Genomic DNA, 19,631 nt, shown 5'->3' with positions numbered 1-19,631 from the left:
TTCGATCCCATAAATGCTGACGCTTGGCAGGACGAAGTGTTGGCGACCAAAACACAAATTGCATTGAAGCAAGCTGCTCTAGAGGTCGTGAGATGAGTAAAAAGCGTTACCCCAGACTGTTTGGCATTCTGCCCTTTTTAGGCATGCTTTTACTCAGTGGGTGCAACTGGACCCTGCTCGACCCGAAGGGCCAGGTCGGCATTGAGCAAAAGAACCTTATCCTGATCGCTACCGGCTTGATGTTGCTGGTGGTGATTCCTGTCATTTTCATGACCCTGGCGTTTGCCTGGAAGTACCGCGCTTCCAACAAGGCAGCCACCTACACCCCGGACTGGTCGCACTCGACCAAGATCGAAGTGGCGGTCTGGACCATCCCGGTGCTGATCATCATTGCCCTGGGTTACGTGACCTACAAGACCACCCATGAGCTGGACCCGTATCGTCCGCTGGTTTCCGACGTGAAGCCGGTGCAGATCGACGTGGTCGCCCTGGACTGGAAATGGCTGTTCATCTACCCGGAACAAGGCATTGCCACGGTCAACAAGATCGTCTTCCCGGCCAACACCCCGGTCAACTTCCGCGTGACCTCGGACTCGGTGATGAACTCCTTCTTCATCCCGGGCCTGGGCGGGCAGATCTACGCAATGGCTGGCATGACCACCAAACTGCACCTGATCGCCAACGAGAACGGTGAGTTCGACGGTATCTCCGCCAACTACAGCGGTGCTGGTTTCACCGGTATGAAGTTCAAGGCAACCGCCACCTCCCAGGCCGATTTCGAAGCATGGGTGAACGAAGTCAAGCAATCGCCTAAAAAGCTGGATGCCGCTGAATACGCAGCATTGGCCAAAACAAGCGAAAACAATCCAGTCGCGCTGTACAGCGTGGCCTCGCCTGAGCAGTTCCAGTCCATCGTCGACAAGTACGAAGGCATGAACCGCGGCCGGCCGGTCCACGAACAAGAGCAGAGCAAAGAAGCGGCCGGTACCGAAGGGATGGACGTGAGTATGCATTCAGCTGCTGGGGCAGAGGAGTAAGAGATGTTCGGTAAACTAAGTCTGGATGCGATTCCGTATCACGAGCCGATAGTCATGGTGACGCTTGCCATGATCGCGCTCGGCGGTCTCGCGCTCGTTGGTGCTATCACCTATTTCAAGAAGTGGACCTACCTGTGGTCCGAGTGGCTGACTTCGGTCGACCACAAGAAGATCGGGGTGATGTACATCATCGTCGCGATGATCATGCTGCTGCGCGGCTTTGCCGACGCCATCATGATGCGCACGCAGCTGGCCATGGCCACCGGCGGATCCGAGGGCTACCTGCCGCCCGAACACTATGACCAGATCTTCACCGCTCACGGTGTGATCATGATCATCTTCATGGCAATGCCATTCTTCACCGGCCTGATGAACCTGGCCCTGCCTCTGCAGATTGGTGCGCGTGACGTTGCCTTCCCGTTCCTCAACTCCCTGAGCTTCTGGCTGCTGGTGTCCGGCGTCGTGCTGGTCAACGTCTCGCTGGGTGTTGGTGAGTTCGCCAAGACCGGCTGGGTCGCTTATCCACCGTTGGCGGGTATCCAGTACAGTCCTGGCGTGGGTGTCGACTACTACATCTGGGCGCTACAGCTATCGGGCCTGGGTACGACGCTAACGGGTGTCAACTTCCTCGCCACCGTGCTGAAAATGCGCGCGCCTGGCATGAAGCTGATGGACATGCCGATCTTCACCTGGACCTGCACCTGGGCCAACGTGCTGATCGTCGCTTCGTTCCCGATCCTGACCGCTGCACTGGCTCTGCTGACCGTTGACCGTTATCTGGACTTCCACATTTTCACCAACGAGCTTGGTGGGAACCCGATGATGTACGTCAACCTGTTCTGGGCCTGGGGTCACCCTGAGGTTTACATCCTGATCCTGCCGGCCTTCGGCGTGTTCTCGGAAGTCACCTCGACCTTCGCCGGCAAACGCCTGTTCGGCCACAAGTCGATGATCTACGCTTCGGGCGCGATCGCGGTGCTGGGCTTTGCGGTATGGCTGCACCACTTCTTCACCATGGGTTCGGGCGCCAGCGTCAACACCTTCTTCGGTCTGGCGACCATGCTGATCTCGATCCCAACCGGGGTGAAGCTGTTCAACTGGCTGTTCACGATCTACCAGGGCCGTCTGCGCTTCACCGCGCCGATCATGTGGACCCTGGGCTTCATGGTGACCTTCTCGATCGGTGGTATGACCGGCGTACTGCTGGCTGTTCCAGGTGCTGACTTCGTTCTGCACAACAGCCTGTTCGTAATCGCTCACTTCCACAACGTGATCATCGGTGGTGCGGTATTCGGCTACATCGCCGGCTTCGCCTTCTGGTTCCCGAAAGCCTTCGGTTTCACCCTGAACGAGAAGTGGGGCAAAGCTGCCTTCTGGTTCTGGATCTCCGGTTTCTACGTGGCCTTCATGCCGCTGTACGCACTGGGCTTCATGGGTATGACCCGTCGTCTGAACCACTCCGACAACCCACTGTGGGAACCCTACCTGTACGTAGCCGTTGTCGGCGCCGTGCTGATCCTGTTCGGTATCGCTTGCCAGCTGATCCAGCTGTACGTGTCGATCCGCGACCGCAAGGACAACATGGACGTGACCGGCGACCCATGGGGCGGCCGTACCCTGGAATGGTCGACTTCGTCGCCACCACCGTTCTACAACTTCGCCACCATGCCTGAGAAAGTCGGCCTGGATGCCTGGCACGAAGCCAAGGAAGCCGGTGTTGCCTACAAGGTTCCAGCCAAGTACGAAGCGATCCACATGCCGAACAACACCTCTACCGGTGTGTTCATGGGTGCCTTGCTGACCGTGTTCGGTTTCGCCTTCATCTGGCACATCTGGTGGCTGGTCGGCGCAAGCCTGATCGGTACCATCGCGGTCTTCGTCGCCCACGCTGCTCGTGACGACCAGGGTTACATGGTTCCAGCCGAGGAAGTGGCGCGCATCGAAGGTGAGCGCATGAAGTCCCTGGGCCTGGCTACCGGTACTCCGGTTGGCGCACGTGTCGAATCGTTTGAACGGGTTTAATCAATGTCCAGTCATGTAATTAACGCTGATACTCATGCTCATGGTCACGACCATGGGCATGACGACCACCACCACGACTCGGGCCAGATGACCGTATTCGGTTTCTGGCTGTACCTGATGACCGACTGCATCCTGTTTGCGTCGCTCTTCGCCACCTACGCGGTGCTGTCCGGCAGTTTTGCCGGCGGCCCGTCGGGTCACGACATTTTCCAGCTGGACTTTGTCGCGGTCGAAACCGCACTGCTGCTGTTCTCGAGTATCACCTTCGGCTTCGCCATGTTGCAGATGTTCAAAGGCAACAAGGGCGGCGTGCTGGGCTGGCTGGCTGTCACCTTCCTGTTCGGTGCCGGCTTCATCGCGATGGAAGTCTATGAGTTCCATCACCTGATCGCCGAGGGCTTCGGCCCGCAGCGCAGTGGCTTCCTGTCGGCGTTCTTCGCGCTGGTCGGTACCCACGGTCTGCACGTAACCGCAGGTCTGATCTGGATGGCGGTGATGATGTACCAGATCAACAAGCACGGTATCACTGGCACCGCCAAGACCCGCATGAGCTGCCTGAGCCTGTTCTGGCACTTCCTGGACGTGGTCTGGATCTGCGTGTTCACCGTCGTGTATCTGCTGGGGGTTCTGTAAATGGCTAACGCACATAACAGCCACGCCGAGGGCAACCACGGTAGCGTCAAGTCCTATGTGATCGGTTTCATCCTGTCGGTCATCCTGACAGCGATTCCGTTCGGCCTGGTGATGTTCCCGAGCATGCCCAAGGACATCACGATCATGGTCGTGGTGGCCCTGGCGGTCATCCAGGTCGTGGTTCACCTGGTGTACTTCCTGCACATGGACCGTTCCGCCGAGCAGCGCTCCAACGTGTCGACCTTCATGTTTACCGTGATGGTCATTGCACTGTTGGTCGGCCTGTCGCTGTGGATCATGTTCAGCATCCACACCAGCATGATGGCGAAGTGAGGTAAGACGACATGTCCGTTAAGCACTTTATCCAAATCACCAAACCGGGGATCATTTTCGGTAACGTGCTTTCTGTGGCAGGCGGTTTCTTCCTTGCCGCGCAAGGGCATGTCGACTTCATGCTGTTCCTGGCCACGGTGATTGGCACTTCGTTGGTGGTGGCGTCTGGTTGCGTGTTCAACAACTGCATCGACCGTGACATCGACATCAAGATGGAGCGCACCAAGAACCGGGCGATGGTCCAGGGCCAGATCTCGCTGAAAGTCGCGCTGGCCTACGCCACCCTGCTCGGGGTGGCCGGCCTTGGCCTGCTGTATGTGCAGGCCAATGCTCTGGCAGCGTTGTTCGGCCTGATCGGCTTTGTCATCTACGTGGGGTTCTACAGCCTGTACCTCAAGCGCAAATCGGTGCACGGCACCCTGGTGGGCAGCCTGTCCGGTGCCATGCCTCCGGTGATCGGCTATTGCGCGGTAAGCAACAGCTTCGACCTGGCTGCACTGACCCTGCTGGTGATGTTCAGCCTGTGGCAAATGCCGCATTCCTACGCCATTGCGATTTTCCGTTTCAACGACTACCTGGCCGCATCGATTCCGGTGCTGCCGGTCAAGCGCGGGATTCTGGTGGCCAAGAAGCACATCCTCTGGTACATCGTGGCGTTCCTGGTAGCGACCCTGATGCTGACCCTGGGTGGCTACGCCGGCATGAGCTACATGGCCGTAGCCGCGGCCATGGGCATGTACTGGCTGTACATGGCCTGGACCGGCTACAAGGCTGTCGATGACCGCCTGTGGGCACGCAAGCTGTTCGTGTTCTCGATCTTCACCATCACTGCCCTGAGCGTGATGATGTCGCTGGACACCAAAGTGCCGACCGAGCTGCTGCTGACTTACGCGCACTGATTCATCAGCGTGTAATGAAAACGCCCCAGGCTGCGAAGCCTGGGGCGTTTTTGTTTGTGCGGCGTTTCTACAAACGACCGAAACTGCTGTTGACAAGTACCCCGTGTTTGCCGGATTTTATCGCCGCGCAGGTAAGGAGTATCTGCGCAGGGCCAGAGGATGCTGGCCGTGATTCATCACACAAGGGACTGTTCATGACCGAGCCAAACGCCGTTGCTCAACGGGCGTGCCTCGCGCTGTTGCGCGAACGCCACACTTCCGCTCATTTCGACACCGCCTTGCAGGTGCTCGATTGCCTGTTCCGTCGTCGCAGCCTGGCGCCCGGGCAGGATGACGAGCTGTCGGCCGAGGTGCTCGAACCGCATCTGGATAAAGTCCTCACCGCCATCGAAGCCGGCCAGCGCATCGAGATGGTTCTGCCGGCCTTCCCGGGCAAATCGCCGAACCGGCAGAAAACCCTCAGCCACCTGCCAGACCTTGCCGAGCGCCACGCCATCGACGAGCTGCAGCAGCTGTGCGCGGAAATCCAGGCCCTGTACGCACCGGGTGCGTTGATTCACATCTGCTCCGACGGCTATGTGTTCTCCGACCTGGTGCGCGTGCCGGATGAGCACGTCAAAGCTTACACCGACGAGATCCAGCGCTACGCCGAGCAGCACTACCCGAACAGCTTCGCCCTGTTCGATCTCAAGGATGCCTATCCGCAACTGGGTTGCCTGGACTCCATGCGCGAAGAGCTGATGATCGAGTACGGCCAGTCGCTGATTGCGCTGGGCCAGCGCTTTCAGGACGAGCCACACATGATGCTGATGTACTGCGGCATCCACCGCTTTCTGTCCGAGGATTACTCAGGCCTTGGCGAGTTCGCCGGCATGAGCCTGAACGCGGTGAAGAAGATCGCCAAGCCGGCCTCGCAACGGGTGATCCAGCGCAGTGAAGCCTGGAGTGCCTTGCTGCAGGCGCGTTATCCACAGTGCCTGCGCCTGTCGATCCACCCGCAGTTGGCGGTATCGGCGAAAATCGGCATTCGCCTGGTGCCTACCAGCGACCTCTGGCGTACGCCCTGGCACTCGGTGGCGATCAAGCGTAGCGGGGTGGTGATGCTCGACAAGCGCAGCAACATCGATGAGCGCTACAGCCGCCTGGTGTTCCGCCAGGGCCGTCCTTGCCACTACGCCAGTGCGCAATGATGCCGGTAGCGCTGGCGGCTGATGCGGTGATCTTCGACCTCGACGGCACCCTGGTCGACACCTTGCCCGATATCGTCTGGTGCCTGAACCACGTGCTGCAAGAGCAGGGCTACCCGCCGCTGTCACTGGAGACCATCAGTGCCTACGTAGGCGGCGGTACCGGGGCGATGCTCGAGCGGGTTGCTGCGCGCCTGGGGATTGTCGACGACAAGGCTCTGCATGAGCACTACATCGCCTGCTACCAGCAGCACCTGGTGCAGTTCTCGCGACCGTTCGATGGCGTGCCGGAGCTGCTTGAAGGCTGTCGCAGCCTGCAACTGCCGATGGCCGTCGTCACCAACAAGGCCCATGACATGGCGCTGCAGGTGGCTGCGCAGCTGTTCCCGTCGGGTACCTTCGAGCTTGTCCTTGGCCAGCGCCGCGGCCACCCGCTCAAGCCGCAGCCTGACGCGGCTCTGGAGGCGGCCCGCTACCTGGCCGTCGAGCCCGCGCGTTGCCTGTTTGTCGGCGATACCGTCATCGATCTGATGACCGCGCGGGCGGCCGGCATGCACTGCGCCGCCGTGACCTGGGGCTATGGCCCGGTCTATGCCTTGCAGGCACAGGCGGCGGATCTTTACTGCGAGCAGCCGGCAGAGCTGTTGCGGGCCCTGCAACAGGCACTCACTTCTTGCATGGCTGGCACTCTCGCCAGCCAGCGTTGAAACACCACCTCTCAAGGAAGAAAGGTCATGCAACACAAGGACACCTGGATCAAGGCGGTCAGCGACGTGCTGGCGGGTTATCTGCTCAAGGACAATGACGATCGCTTCGACGCGGCGGGCAGGGCCAATCTGGCCGTCAGCCTGGCCCGCTTCTACGATCAGCAGGCGCCGGTGCGTCTGGTGCTGCCGGGCTTCCCGTGCAAGTCGCCGAACGCCCGCGACCAGACCTTCGGCACGATGCCGGATTACGGCGAAGCCATGGCCATCGAGCGCCTCGACCAACTCGGCCAGGACATTGCCGCGCTGCACGCGCCGGGCTGCGTGGTGTCGATCCTCAGCGATGGCACCACCTTCAACGACATCGTTGGTGTACCTGATGACCTGCGCAAAGCCTACAACCAGGCCTTGCGCGAGTTGTGCACCACCCACACGATCAACTGGGTGAGCATGGAAGACCTGTTCCCCCAGGCCAGCAGTGCCGATGCCGTACGCGCGACCCTGGTCAAACAGGCACGTTTGCCGTGGAAGAACGTCGAGGCACTGATCGAGCAGAGCCGCCATGATGAAACCCTCAGCCACGCCCACGACAAGCTCTGCAGCCACCTCTACAACGACTTGCGCCTGTGCCGCGAAGCTGGGCAGAGCGAAGACGAGCACCTGCAGCAGATCGGCTACAAGGCCTACCAGATGATGTTCCGCGGCCAGGCGTTGAACGCTGCGGTCAATCGCTTCTTCCCCGACGACATCCGCCTGTCGGTGCATCAGTACGACAATGCCGGGCCAAAATTCACCGTGGCCCTGGCCGACGGTCTGACCCGGGTGTCCAGCCCCTGGCATGCGGTGCCGGTGCGCCACCTGGATGGCAGCCAGACTCTGCGCGGCCGTGCCGAGGTGGACATCGACAAGCATGTGCTGGTGCAGTACCAGGGGCGCCCGTGGCTGTACCACGAGAGCACCGGCGAAGCGCTGCAGGGCTTCGAGTTCGAACTGCAGAAGCGTCCGTTGTTCGGCTTGGTGGTACGTGACCCGTTGGGGCTGGGCTTCGAACGTTTTTCGACGCAGCTGCTCGAAGCGCTGGTGGAGACCTTCGGCTTTGTCTGCCTGCGTGGCTGCCGCTTCGAAGACCGCGACAGCTTTGCCCGCGACTGCGAGCGCTTTGGCACCATCTACCAGTGGGCGTTCGGCAAGGTGCATGTGGTCAAGCCGGCGGACAAACCCGAAGGCGTGGTGCACTCGCTGGAAAAGACTCCATTGCATTGGGACCTGAACATGCTGCCGGACAGCGATGCTCAGGTTCAGCGCGATCCGAAGTTCTGCGCAAGCAAGTTCATGCTCTATTGCAAGACTGCGCCGCAACCGGGGGAAGGGCAGACCACCATCGTCGACAGCCGCAATGCCTTGCGCAAGGTTGGCAACCAGGTGGCGCGGTTGTGGCAGGCGGTTGATATCACCTATTACACGCGTATGACTTACTTTGGTGGTTCGCCGCGTCACTACAGCCTGGTCGACCTGCACCCGCGCACCGGCGAACGCATTCTGCGCTATCAGGAAGGCACCGACTCCAGCCTGCAGACCTTGAGCCAGGAGGTGCAAGGCTTCGAGGCGCAGGCCCAGCAGGCCCTGCTTGAGCAGCTCAATGCCCTGGTCTACGACGATGAATGCCTGATCGCCCATGACTGGGTCGAAGGTGATCTGGTGCTGATCGACAACTACCAGACCCTGCATGGCCGCTTGCCTATGTCGCCGGCCTCGGCCTCCCGTGAGCTGTGGCGGGTTCAGGTGTACTGAGCCGAACACTCCCTGGCAGCGGCTCGGTGCCCGCTGCCCGGGAGGCTTTCCGCCTGCCGCGGGTGCTGTGCCGGCGGTAGCGTGTCGTGATCTTCAACCTGACAGGATCATGGCATGAGTGTTTTGACCGTGTATTTTTGCGGCACCGGGTCGCACCGATTCGACGACAACAACCCCAACTTCTGGAATGGCGAGCTGGTTTCGACCCTCGCTTCAAACGACCAGGGCAAGGAGTATGCCCACTGGATCGCCGTCGATGGCCCGGGCAGTGGCAACCTGCAAGCCGATGAACTGTTCGTCGAACCCGGTGGTTATTACAACTGGAACCAGACCTTGTTCGGCAAAGGCTGGGAGGAGAACGTCCAGCACGCACTGCAGATCATCAAGGGGCAGAGCAACTGGCAGCGCACGGAACTGAGCGAGGAGGAGTATCAGCGCCTGAAGGCTGCTGGCATCCCTATCCCCAACTCGACCGCTACGGCGTCCTGGTTCTGGCGCACCTACAACTACGGCAATCGCAAGATTACCCCGCAGTTGCTCCAGGAGCAGATCATCAAGCAGTTTCGCAAGGAAGGCGTCATTCCCACCCAGGTCAACCTGGTGGGGTGGAGCAGGGGCGCCGTCAGCTGCCACATGCTGGCCAATGCCATGCTTGGCGACAGTGAGCTGAAAAAGCTTCCAGTGAACATATTCGCCATCGATCCGGTGCCGGGCATTGGTAACTTCGACCGCCATCGCGTGCAACTGGGCGAGAACGTCAAACAGTACGTAGGTTTCTTCTCCCGCGACGAGCGCTCCAAGGGCTTTGCCTGCGTAATTCCCAAAACCCATGACGCCACCCGTTGCCATGTCTACCCGATGCCAGGGCGCCACGCCACACTGGTGGGCAACGCGGCCGCCGACGGCGCCGCTGGCGGCAAGGTACTGGCCGAGCCCGGGCTGATCGTTCGCCATTTTGCCGAAGTCTGCCTGACCCGCTGGGGCGTCAAATTGCAGAAGATGCTTAACCTCAACGAACGTGACTTGCAGGCCTATCATCAGGTGCTTGAGCGTGACGAAAGCAAGTACCAGGCAATGCGCAAACATTCCTATACCTTGCTGACCGAAGCTGAAAAGGGTGAGCGCGCCGTTTCGCTGGGCAACCAGGGTACGGGTTTTTCAGCGGTGAAAGGCAGCGGTCTTATGCCTACCGAGGGCCTGGCTGCAGCTGTGAAATGGCAGGCATCGTCCTACAAGGAAATCCGTTAACGCCTGTTTTTGTGCTGGACAGCGCGGCGGTCGAGGCCCTATCTTCTGCTTCGGCCACCGCAGTGGCCAACGTCGCTCGGACGGTTCCGGGCGCTTACGTCTTCGAGGAAGCCATGGCTGACCAAGGTTCGCCGCGCCGCTTTGCGCGCATTGATCGTCTCCCCCCCTACGTCTTCAACATTACCGCCGAGCTCAAGATGGCTGCACGCCGTCGTGGCGAAGACATCATCGACCTGAGCATGGGCAACCCCGACGGGGCCACGCCGCCGCACATCGTTGAGAAACTGGTGCAGGTCGCCCAGCGCGAAGACACTCACGGCTATTCGACGTCCCGCGGCATCCCGCGCCTGCGCCGGGCGATTTCGCGCTGGTACAAGGACCGCTACGAGGTCGAGATCGACCCGGAAAGCGAAGCCATCGTCACCATCGGCTCCAAAGAGGGACTGGCGCACCTGATGCTCGCTACCCTCGACCATGGCGACACTGTGCTGGTACCCAACCCCAGCTACCCGATTCACATCTATGGCGCGGTGATAGCCGGTGCCCAGGTGCGTTCGGTGCCGTTGGTTCCGGGCGTGGACTTTTTTAATGAGCTGGAGCGGGCGATCCGCGAATCCATTCCGAAACCGAAGATGATGATCCTCGGCTTCCCGTCCAACCCGACCGCGCAGTGCGTCGAGCTGGACTTCTTCGAGCGGGTGGTGGCCCTGGCCAAGCAGTACGACGTGCTGGTGATCCACGACCTGGCTTACGCCGACATCGTCTACGACGGCTGGAAGGCGCCGTCGATCATGCAGGTGCCGGGGGCCAAGGACATTGCCGTGGAGTTCTTCACCCTGTCCAAGAGCTACAACATGGCCGGCTGGCGAATCGGCTTCATGGTCGGCAACCCCGAGCTGGTCAGCGCCCTGGCCCGCATCAAGAGCTACCACGACTACGGCACCTTCACCCCGCTGCAGGTCGCGGCCATTGCTGCCCTGGAAGGCGATCAGCAGTGCGTGCGCGATATTGCCGAGCAGTATCGCCAGCGCCGCAACGTGCTGGTCAAGGGCCTGCACGAGCTGGGCTGGATGGTCGAGAACCCCAAGGCGTCGATGTACGTCTGGGCGAAGATTCCCGAAGAGTATGCACACCTGGGCTCGCTGGAGTTCGCCAAGAAGCTGCTGGCCGAGGCCAAGGTCTGTGTGTCGCCGGGCATCGGCTTTGGTGACTATGGCGATGATCATGTGCGCTTTGCGCTGATCGAGAACCAGGACCGTATCCGCCAGGCGGTACGCGGTATTCGCCAGATGTTCCGGGCTGATGGCGTGGGCAGCAAGCCGGCCCAGAAGTAAGCGCTGACCCGGGCGCGGGTCAAACCTGTTCCTACAGATGGAGCAGGTTTTTCCCGCGAAACAACCGTCCGTCAGCGGCGATTTATTTCTGCATTACCCCCCTTCTCAAACACCCGGCAAAGCATAGAATGGCGGCGGGTTTCTCCCTATAACGATAATCAACCTCCCCCCCTTCTCATCATGTCCGAACATAATCCTTGTTTGAACTGCGGCGCCTGCTGCGGGTATTTCCGTGTGTCTTTCTTCTGGGGTGAGTGCACGTCGGCGGGTGGTGTCGTGCCCGACGATCTGGTGGTCCAGATCAGCCCCAGCCGCGTTGCGATGATCGGCACCGACAGCAAGCCCTGTCGCTGCATCGGGCTTGAGGGCGAGATCGGCAAAGGGGTCAGCTGCAGCCTGTATGAACAGCGCTCAACCCCTTGTCGCGAGTTCGATGCGGCCTGGGTCAATGGCGAAGCCAACCCCAGCTGCGATGCCGCCCGTGCCGCCTATGGCCTGCCACCGCTGGAGGCCAACGAGCCAATCTGGCCGGACGAGGGCGCCGAAGTCGCCTGAGGCGCGACTTGAAGGTTACACTGCCGGGTTGATGAATCGGACAGGAGGTCCCGCGTGACCCGCATGTACAGTTTTCCCGCTGACCTGTGCCTCGAAAGCCCGCGCCTGCAACTGCGCCCGATGGTGGCCGAAGATGCTGCGGCGTGGTTTGCCATCATGGCCGATCCGCAGGTCATGCGTTACTGGAACCACGGCCCCTGGCAAGTGCTGGCAGAGGCCCGGGCAGCGCTGGCCGAAGACCGCGACGCGTACGCCGCCGGGCAGATGCTCAAGCTGGGAATCTATCGGCGCGACAATGGCGAGCTGATCGGCATGACCCAGCTGTTCAACCTGGAGCCCACCTCGCGCCGTGGCGAAATCGGCTATTGCCTGGCCAGCTGCGCGCAGGGCCGTGGCTACATGGACGAGGCGCTGACCTGTTTCATCGATTACCTGGCCCATGGCCTGCACCTGCGCCGGCTGGAGGCCGAGATCGACCCGCGCAACCAGGGCTCGGCGCGTACCCTGGAGCGCCAGGGTTTCGTCCTTGAAGGGCTGTTGCGCCAGCGCTGGTGCGTGGCCGGAGAGCTTTCGGACTCGGGGCTGTACGGGCTGCTGCTCGATCAGGCGCCGCTGGACGGTTGAACCCTCACCGCTGCCTGGCGGTTGCGTTGCGGTCGGGCATCTGGATATTATTCGGAACAATTCTCACTTACACACTTGCGAGTGCGCCATGTCCGTCGCCGAGCCGCCGCTGCAACGCGCGATCCACACGCTGTATTGCGAGCACCATGGCTGGTTGTTCAACTGGCTGCGGCGCAAGTTGCGCTGTTCACAGCATGCGGCGGACCTGGCACAGGACACCTTTGTACGCATCCTCGGCTCGCGCGACACGCTCCTGGGAATTCGCGAGCCGCGTGCCTTCCTCAGTACCACGGCGCGACGCCTGATCATCGATCGGGCACGTCGCCAGCAGATCGAAGACGCCTACCTGCGCGAACTGGCCCTGACTGTCGAGGTCATGGAGGGCCATCAGTCGCCCGAGCAGATCCTCCTGACCCTGGAGGCGCTGGAGCAGATTACCTTCATGCTCGAGGGCTTGCATGAAAAGGCCCGCCAGGCCTTTGTCGACTATTACCTGGACGAGCTGAGCCAGGTGCAGATCGCCGAGCGCCTGCAGGTTTCGCCACGCATGGTGCGCAAGTACCTGATGCAGGCCCTGGTGCATTGCCACCAGGCCGTTAATGTTTGATTGCCGATGACGGCCCAAGCGTCAATCGAGCAGCACGCCGCCGAATGGATTTTGCGCCTGGGTGAGGGTGAGCTGAGTGAGGCAGAGCGCCAGGCGCTGGATGCCTGGCGTCGGCAGGACGCTCGCCATGAAGCCACCTTCACTCGCATGCAGGCGATCCTCGAACAGATGCACAGCCTGCGCCCGCAACGCCAGCCGGTGCGCGCCGCACTGCGCACGCCTGCAAATGCCCAGCGGCGCGCGCAGTACCCACGACGGGTGCTGTTGGGCCTGGCTTTGCTGGCAGCACTGGGCGTGCCCCTGAGCCTGTCCGGCTGGCATCCGCCAAACCTGCTGGCCGACCTGCACACCGCGCCAGCGCAATGGCAGAGCCACACGCTGAGCGACGGCACGCGGGTCATCCTCGAAGGCAACTCGGCCCTGGACTTGCGCTTCAGCGCCCACGAGCGACGTATCGAACTGTTGCGCGGCAAGGTGCTGGTGGATGTCGCGCACGACAGCAGCCGGCCTTTCGTGGTGGCCACCGCCGACGGCACGTTCCAGGCCCTGGGCACGCGCTTCGTGGTTGCCCGTGGCGGTGCCGGCAGCGAACTGACCATGCTCGAATCCCAGGTGATGGTGCGCAGTGCCGAGCAGGACAAGTCGCTGGCGGTGGGCAAAGGCGGGCGGGCCTGGGTTCGCCGGGATGACCTGGGGCTGCTGGCCAGTATTGATCCGGCCAGTGTTGACCAGGCCTGGCAGCGTCATCAACTGGTGGTTGAGCAATCGCCGCTGGTGGATGTCCTCGATGCCCTGGCCCGCCAGCGCCGCGGCCATCTGAGCTTCGACCGCAAGGCGCTGGCTGATCTGCGGGTGTCGGCAGTGCTGCCGCTGGACGACAGCGAGCGGGCCCTGCAGTTGCTGGCTGAAGTGCTGCCGATATCGATTCATTCGCATACGGCCTGGTGGACGCGTATCGAGCGCCGCAGTGCTGATAAGTAATTGTTCGCGACTGGTTCCTCATTCTCATCTTGGCCCGTCCTTCTAGAAGCCAACATGATTAAACAAGGAGCCTTTTCACCATGCGCCGATTTACTGGCCGCCCCGTTTTGAGCCCTCTGGCGCTCTGTGTACAGCTGGCCTGCAGCGGCCTGCTGCTGACTGCAGTCGCTGTGCCAGCAATGGCCCAGGGTCAACAACAGCGCTTCGACGTGCCTGCCGGTGCGCTGAGCACAGCGCTCAACCGCTTCGCCCAGCAAGCCGGCGTCGCCCTGGCCTTCGATCCGGCTGATTTGGCGGGGCGTAACACAGCCGGCCTGCAGGGCAGCTTCGCCCTTGAAGACGGTTTTGCCCGCTTGCTCGAGGGCAGCGGCTACCGTATTGCCCAGGGTGACAACGGTTATGTGTTGCTACCGCAAGCCGCTGCACCGGCAGCCCAGGTGCTGGAGCTGGGGGTCACCACGGTGGCCGGCCAGGGCATGGGCGAAAGTACGGAAAATACCGGCTCCTATGCGCCGGGGCTGATCAGCGTAGGCTCCAAGTCACCGACCAGCCTGCGCGAAACGCCGCAGTCGGTGGCGGTGATCACCCGTCAGCTGATCGAAGACCAGCAGCTCACCGACATCAACGAAGCGATGAAGGCGACACCGGGAGTGATTACCCAGAGCACGACTTTCCGCATCCAGGATTTCATCTCGCGCGGCTTTTCCATCCAGAACCTGCAGATCGATGGCGCCGCCCCGCAGGCGCTGGGCACGGCCATGGGCTCGTTCTATTCGTCGAACATCTTCGACCTGGCCGAGTTCGACCACGTCGAGGTGCTGCGTGGTAGCGGGGCCTTGTTCGGCGGCTCGGGCGACCCGGGCGGGATCATCAACATGGTGCGCAAGCGGCCGATGTCCGAGAACCAGCTCAAACTGAGCCTGTCGGCCGGCAGCTGGGACAACTATCGCCAGGAACTCGACATCACCGGGCCCATGGGCTGGGACGGCCGCTTGCGTGGGCGCCTGGTGGTGGCCAACACCGACCGCCAGTACTTCATCGACAAGCGCAGCACGGAAAAGCCGCTGGTGTACGGCGTGATGGAAGCCGACGTGAGCGATGACACCATGCTCACCTTCGGCGTGCGCTACAACAAGTCCCATGAGAACGGCACCAACGCCGCTGTGCCGCGCTACAGCAATGGTGCCGATCTGGGCCTGCCACGGCACACCGGCCTGACCCAGTCCTGGGCATTCACCGACACCACGGCGCGCGAGTATTTCGCCAAGGTCGACCATCGCTTCAACGACGACTGGAAACTCAACCTGTCGTACACCAACATCTGGGATGTGTCCTGGTTCAAGACCGCGTCGACCCTCAATGCGGTTGACCCGATCAGCGGCAGCGGCGTGACCTGGTACGGTACCCAGAGCCGCCAGGAAAACGAACAGCACCTGTACGACGTCAACCTGGCCGGCAATTTCCAGGTCTTTGGCCTGGATCACCAGCTGATACTGGGGGCTGACTACCAGCGCATCGACAGCCGCTGGCTGGGCACCGCGCCACATCCCGGCTTTGGCGGGCCGGTGAATGTCTTCGACCCCGACGCCACGCCCTGGCCGGAGCCTGCCAACCACACCGACTACAGCCGCGACTACAACCCCAACGCCCAGCGTCAGTACGGCCTTTACTCCAGCCTGCGCCTGCAACTGGCCGAACCGCTGCACCTGATCCTCGGTGCCCGCGCCCAGCGTTACCACTTCGAGCAGATGTACCAGACCCGCACCGGCGAGCAATGGAACGTGGCTTCGCAAGTCGACCAGCGCATCGGCACCAAGCTCACGCCGTTTGGTGGCGTGGTCTATGACCTTGATGAGCAGTGGTCGGCCTACGCCAGCTACTCGCAGATCTACAAGCCGCAGGCCAACAAGCTGGCCGGCCCGCAACCGGGCAGCCCGTTGCAGCCGATGACCGGCAAGACCTACGAGACCGGCCTCAAGGGCGAGCTGTTCGACGGCGCGTTGAACACCAACATTGCCTTGTACTACACCACCCGTGAAAACGAAGCGGTGCGTGACCCGCGCTTCACCTCGGCGAGCAATCTGTTTGCCGGCAGCTGCTGCTACCTGGACAACGGTGAAGTGGTCAGCAAGGGCATCGATATCGAAGCGTCGGGGGAACTGCTCCCGGACTGGATGCTGATCGGTGGCTATACCTTCAACCTCAATCGCAACCGCAGTGCCAATACCTCGCTGAGCACGGTGATGCCCAAGCACCTGTTCAAGCTCTACACCACTTACCGGCTGCCGGGTGTGCTGCAGGACTTCAAGGTTGGTGGCGGCGTGCAGGCGCAGAGCGCGACTTACGTATCCGGCACCACCAACCGTTTCAATGGCGATGGTTCGATCGCCGAGCGTGATGTGCCGTTCGACTTCACCCAAGGGGGGTATGCGACCTGGAGTGCACTGGTCGAGTACAAGGTCGACGAGCACTGGGACCTGACCCTCAACGGCAACAACCTGTTCGACAAGAAGTACTACCAGACCGTGGGAACCTCCACCTATGGCAACTACTACGGCGACCCCCGCAACTTCATGCTGACCCTGCGCGGCACCTACTAAGCGCCGGGCGACTTTGCGCAGGCCACCGGTCTGCGCTATTGTCGCGCGCTCTTTTACCAGCAAGGATTGCCTGGTGCCGTTCAATTATCTGACCTTAAGCCTGGCCTGCTACCTCACCAGCCTGTTCCTCCAGGCCTGCGCCCGTGAGCACGATGTAATGCGCGGCATGCACGCCCTGGCCCTGGGGGTGTTGAACGGGTCCTTCTGGTTTGCCAACCCACTGTATTTCGCCGCCCTGGTGATGCATCGGACCAAGCCGCAGGTAGCCCTGTACCTGGGCTGCGCGGCGTTGGCGCTCAGTGGCCTGATGGTGCCGCTGGGCTGGCTCGGCTTGACCCCGGTGCCTGATTCGGCCAACGGACCGGGGCTGCTGATCGGTTACTACGTGTGGCTGCTGGCGATGCTGGTGTTCATTCTCGGCCAGTGGCGTTACCGCCACGAACCTGCGGACAGCAGCAAGGTGCCGCTGCTGGGCTGGCCGGCCTGGGGGCTGGTCGCCGGCATCGTGTTGACCGTGCCGCTGGCCTTCACGCCCTGGAGTAAAGTGCCGTTTCGCTCGGCCCCCGAGCCAACCTCGTGCATTGAATGTGGAGGCAATTGATGGCCCGCTTTTACGTTGCGATCACCCTGGCGCTGTACCTGCTGAGCCTGAGTTGCAAGGCCATCCACCTGTCGGCCGATGGCTCTTTGCATGCCCTGCAGGTGCTGTTGCTCGGGCCTTGGGGCATCGTCATGCAGATCTACGGCTGGTTTGCCAACCCGTTGCTGGGGCTGGCGATCCTTGTGCACCGGCGCTGGCGCTGGCTGGCCCTGGTGCTTGGCCTCGGCGCCCTGTACCTGGGCCTCAGTGCCTTGATGGTGGAGCGCCTGCCCGACAATCACAGCTACAGCTTTCTCGACGTAACCGGTTTTGGCCCGGGTTATTACCTCTGGTTGCTGTCGATCAGCTTTTTCTGCGTCTTGCAGGCCTGGTGGTGTCGGCAGGGGCTCAAGGGCGCGCAGCTACCCGGTTGGAATTGGCTGGATGGCGGCCTGGCAATCGTATTGAACATTGTCATCGTCTACGCCATCCAGACCCCCAGCCTGCACTTTCAGATAAAGAAAGTGATCGAACCGCCGCCGCCACCGATCGAGATCGACAAGGACGCCATCTAGCGGGCGGACGCCGAGGTTCCCCACTGCACTACCAGCATGCCGACCACGATCAGCCCGACCCCGGCCAGGCGCAGGCCGTTGACCGGGCGTTCGGGCAAACCCATCAGGCCCCATTGGTCGATGATCAACGACGACAGCACCTGCCCGGCAATTACGCAAACGATGAAGCCGGCGGCGCCCAGCCTTGGCGTCAGCACCAGTGCGGCGGTGATGTAGGCAACCCCGGCAACGCCGCCCAACCAGGCCCACCAGGGCGCTTGGGCCAAGGCATTGAGTTGTGGCAGCGGCGCCCGCAAAACCAGCAATGCCGGGATCACCATCAGCACACTCACCGCCAGCGACACCAGCGACGCCCACAACGGGTGCCCGAGCAGGCGGCCGAGCGCTGCGTTGCTGCCGGCCTGGAAGGGCACGGCGGCGCCGGCCAGCAGGGCGATAGTCAGGGGCAGCAAGGTGGCGGCAATAGCGGGCAGGTTCATGGCATGGCTCTCAAAAGTGGCTTGCCAAAGTCTTTGCTATCCATCCCAATAATGGAAATTCGAATGCTGCACAGGAGTTATTCGTCTGATGGATGATCTGCGCCGGATCGACCTCAACCTGCTGTTGACCCTGCACGCGCTGCTGGCCGAGCAGCATGTCTCGCGCGCGGCCTTGCGCCTGCATCGTAGCCAGCCGGCGGTCAGCCATGCCCTGGCGCAACTGCGTGAGCTGTTCGGTGATCCGTTGCTGGTGCGTCGCGGTGGTCGTCTGCACGCCACGGCGCGCGCCCAGGCACTGATCGAGCCTTTGCAGCAGGCGCTGGAGCAGCTCGACGGCTTGCTCGGCAGCCCCGGTTTCGACCCGCGTCGGGCGCAGCGCAGTTTTCGTCTGGCGATGTCGGATTACGGCGCGCGGGTGGTGTTGCCCGGGTTGATGCGCCTGCTACGCGAAGAGGCGCCGGGGATTGATCTGATTGTCACCCAGGGCAGCCGTGAGGCCATGCTCGGCCAACTGTTCGACGGCGAGGCCGACCTGGCTCTGGCGGTGTTTCCGCAAATGGCCGAGGAGCTGCGGGCGCAGACGCTGTTTGAAGAGTCCTTCACCTGCATCGCCGATCGCAGCAGTTTGCCTGTGCGGGGTGGCCTGAACCTGGAGGCGTGGCTGGCACGGCCGCATGTGCTGGTGGCAGTGCGTCCGGGCATCGACAACGAGATTGACCTGGCGCTCCAGGGCATCGGTGCCCGGCGCCGGGTGGCGCTGGCCTTGCCCCATTGGACCGCGGCCCAGGAAGTGATTGCCGGCACCGACCTGATCCTGACCGTGGCCCGCCGCAGCCTGGACAGCGGTGCGCTGGATTCACGCCTGCGCAGGTTTGCGCCACCATTGGCAATCAAGCCCTTTGCCTTCCAGCAGGCCTGGCATCAGCGCCGCGAAGGGGAGGCGGGGCATCGCTGGTTGCGCGAGAAGGTGATGCAGGTGTGTCAATATGGCCGGCCTGATCGCGGGGCGAGTCGAGGCGTCGCACCGCCGCTCTCACCCAAGAAGGAGTCCGCAGAATGAAACATCCATTTTTGCTTGTCGGCCTGTTGGTCTGTTGTTCTTCAATAGCCCAGGCCCAGGACGAATACTCACAGGCCTACAGCGCCTGCATGAAAACCGCCGAATCCACCCTGGCCATGAACAACTGCAACGGCGCCGAGATCAAGCGCCAGGACAGCCGCCTCAACAGTGCCTACAAAAAGGCCATGGCCGGCCTCGAAGGGCCGCAGCAAACCCAGCTGCGTGAAGCCCAGCGGGCCTGGATCAAGTACCGCGACGCCAACTGCAACCTGTATTACAGCCTCACCGGCGGCACCATGGATCAGCTCAATGGTGCCGGTTGCATCCTCGGCAGTACCCGCGACCGCGCCGATGAACTGCAGGCCTTGCTGCAGCCTTGAGG

The 19,631-nt window shown here is 61.9% G+C and carries 20 protein-coding genes; 19 read left to right on the top strand and 1 reads right to left on the bottom strand.

Annotation, left to right across the window (positions count from 1 at the left end; translation table 11 throughout):
* The first annotated feature begins 92 nt into the window (after window positions 1-92).
* The 17 genes from cyoA to ACIOVF_RS12400 all read left to right on the top strand — a co-directional run bounded on the left by cyoA (window position 93) and on the right by ACIOVF_RS12400 (window position 17,710).
* Window positions 93-1,037 (top strand): ubiquinol oxidase subunit II, encoded by a 945-nt coding sequence (gene cyoA / locus ACIOVF_RS12480; protein WP_045196132.1) that lies wholly within the window; start codon window positions 93-95, stop codon window positions 1,035-1,037.
* A 3-nt stretch (window positions 1,038-1,040) separates the two neighbouring features.
* Window positions 1,041-3,059 carry a cytochrome o ubiquinol oxidase subunit I gene (gene cyoB, locus ACIOVF_RS12475; RefSeq protein WP_045196135.1) on the top strand — a complete coding sequence of 673 codons (2,019 nt, stop codon included), beginning with the start codon at window positions 1,041-1,043 and terminating at the stop codon, window positions 3,057-3,059.
* Window positions 3,060-3,062: 3 nt separating this feature from the next.
* On the top strand, window positions 3,063-3,692 hold the full coding sequence (locus tag ACIOVF_RS12470) for a cytochrome o ubiquinol oxidase subunit III (protein WP_026001353.1): 630 nt from the start codon (window positions 3,063-3,065) through the stop codon (window positions 3,690-3,692).
* Window positions 3,693-4,025 (top strand): cytochrome o ubiquinol oxidase subunit IV, encoded by a 333-nt coding sequence (gene cyoD, locus ACIOVF_RS12465; RefSeq protein ID WP_038997063.1) that lies wholly within the window; start codon window positions 3,693-3,695, stop codon window positions 4,023-4,025.
* 11 nt (window positions 4,026-4,036) lie between these two features.
* Entirely contained in the window at window positions 4,037-4,924 is an 888-nt protein-coding gene (gene cyoE, locus ACIOVF_RS12460; protein ID WP_038997062.1) for a heme o synthase, read from the top strand.
* A gap of 194 nt (window positions 4,925-5,118) precedes the next feature.
* Window positions 5,119-6,114, top strand: a complete 996-nt coding sequence (locus ACIOVF_RS12455) for an isocyanide synthase family protein (protein WP_093388028.1) — start codon at window positions 5,119-5,121, stop codon at window positions 6,112-6,114.
* Window positions 6,114-6,818, top strand: a complete 705-nt coding sequence (locus ACIOVF_RS12450) for an HAD family hydrolase (protein ID WP_045196140.1) — start codon at window positions 6,114-6,116, stop codon at window positions 6,816-6,818. The genes ACIOVF_RS12455 and ACIOVF_RS12450 overlap by 1 nt, the downstream gene beginning before the upstream one ends.
* Window positions 6,819-6,845: 27 nt before the next feature.
* Window positions 6,846-8,606, top strand: coding sequence for an L-tyrosine/L-tryptophan isonitrile synthase family protein (locus ACIOVF_RS12445; RefSeq protein WP_045196142.1), 1,761 nt, complete (start codon window positions 6,846-6,848; stop codon window positions 8,604-8,606).
* A gap of 114 nt (window positions 8,607-8,720) precedes the next feature.
* Window positions 8,721-9,854, top strand: coding sequence for a hypothetical protein (locus ACIOVF_RS12440; protein ID WP_093388034.1), 1,134 nt, complete (start codon window positions 8,721-8,723; stop codon window positions 9,852-9,854).
* Window positions 9,855-9,967: 113 nt separating this feature from the next.
* Complete coding sequence (gene alaC, locus ACIOVF_RS12435) at window positions 9,968-11,188, top strand: alanine transaminase (protein WP_401289738.1); 1,221 nt, start codon at window positions 9,968-9,970, stop codon at window positions 11,186-11,188.
* A 180-nt stretch (window positions 11,189-11,368) separates the two neighbouring features.
* On the top strand, window positions 11,369-11,743 hold the full coding sequence (locus tag ACIOVF_RS12430) for a YkgJ family cysteine cluster protein (RefSeq protein ID WP_045196148.1): 375 nt from the start codon (window positions 11,369-11,371) through the stop codon (window positions 11,741-11,743).
* A 54-nt stretch (window positions 11,744-11,797) separates the two neighbouring features.
* Window positions 11,798-12,367 (top strand): GNAT family N-acetyltransferase, encoded by a 570-nt coding sequence (locus ACIOVF_RS12425; protein WP_401289734.1) that lies wholly within the window; start codon window positions 11,798-11,800, stop codon window positions 12,365-12,367.
* An 88-nt stretch (window positions 12,368-12,455) separates the two neighbouring features.
* Window positions 12,456-12,974 carry a sigma-70 family RNA polymerase sigma factor gene (locus ACIOVF_RS12420; protein ID WP_045196152.1) on the top strand — a complete coding sequence of 173 codons (519 nt, stop codon included), beginning with the start codon at window positions 12,456-12,458 and terminating at the stop codon, window positions 12,972-12,974.
* 6 nt (window positions 12,975-12,980) lie between these two features.
* Window positions 12,981-13,955, top strand: coding sequence for a FecR family protein (locus ACIOVF_RS12415; RefSeq protein ID WP_401289730.1), 975 nt, complete (start codon window positions 12,981-12,983; stop codon window positions 13,953-13,955).
* 80 nt (window positions 13,956-14,035) lie between these two features.
* On the top strand, window positions 14,036-16,555 hold the full coding sequence (locus tag ACIOVF_RS12410) for a TonB-dependent siderophore receptor (RefSeq protein ID WP_401289727.1): 2,520 nt from the start codon (window positions 14,036-14,038) through the stop codon (window positions 16,553-16,555).
* Window positions 16,556-16,628: 73 nt separating this feature from the next.
* Window positions 16,629-17,156 (top strand): hypothetical protein, encoded by a 528-nt coding sequence (locus ACIOVF_RS12405; protein ID WP_052676506.1) that lies wholly within the window; start codon window positions 16,629-16,631, stop codon window positions 17,154-17,156.
* Entirely contained in the window at window positions 17,156-17,710 is a 555-nt protein-coding gene (locus ACIOVF_RS12400; RefSeq protein WP_401289723.1) for a hypothetical protein, read from the top strand. The genes ACIOVF_RS12405 and ACIOVF_RS12400 overlap by 1 nt, the downstream gene beginning before the upstream one ends.
* Here ACIOVF_RS12400 and ACIOVF_RS12395 read toward each other — a convergent pair.
* Window positions 17,707-18,189 carry a DMT family transporter gene (locus tag ACIOVF_RS12395; RefSeq protein ID WP_401289720.1) on the bottom strand — a complete coding sequence of 161 codons (483 nt, stop codon included), beginning with the start codon at window positions 18,187-18,189 and terminating at the stop codon, window positions 17,707-17,709. The two genes, ACIOVF_RS12400 and ACIOVF_RS12395, sit on opposite strands and share 4 nt — an antisense overlap.
* 88 nt (window positions 18,190-18,277) lie before the next feature.
* Between ACIOVF_RS12395 and ACIOVF_RS12390 the strand changes: the two genes are divergently transcribed.
* Window positions 18,278-19,249 carry a LysR family transcriptional regulator gene (locus ACIOVF_RS12390; protein WP_401289717.1) on the top strand — a complete coding sequence of 324 codons (972 nt, stop codon included), beginning with the start codon at window positions 18,278-18,280 and terminating at the stop codon, window positions 19,247-19,249.
* Complete coding sequence (locus ACIOVF_RS12385) at window positions 19,246-19,629, top strand: lysozyme inhibitor LprI family protein (RefSeq protein WP_093388055.1); 384 nt, start codon at window positions 19,246-19,248, stop codon at window positions 19,627-19,629. The genes ACIOVF_RS12390 and ACIOVF_RS12385 overlap by 4 nt, the downstream gene beginning before the upstream one ends.
* The last annotated feature ends 2 nt before the right edge of the window (window positions 19,630-19,631 follow it).

The organism is Pseudomonas sp. NPDC087612, assembly GCF_044743505.1.
In the GTDB taxonomy this organism is placed as follows: domain Bacteria; phylum Pseudomonadota; class Gammaproteobacteria; order Pseudomonadales; family Pseudomonadaceae; genus Aquipseudomonas.
Note: the sequence above shows the minus strand (reverse complement) of the source record. Positions and strands in the feature narration are given on the sequence as shown.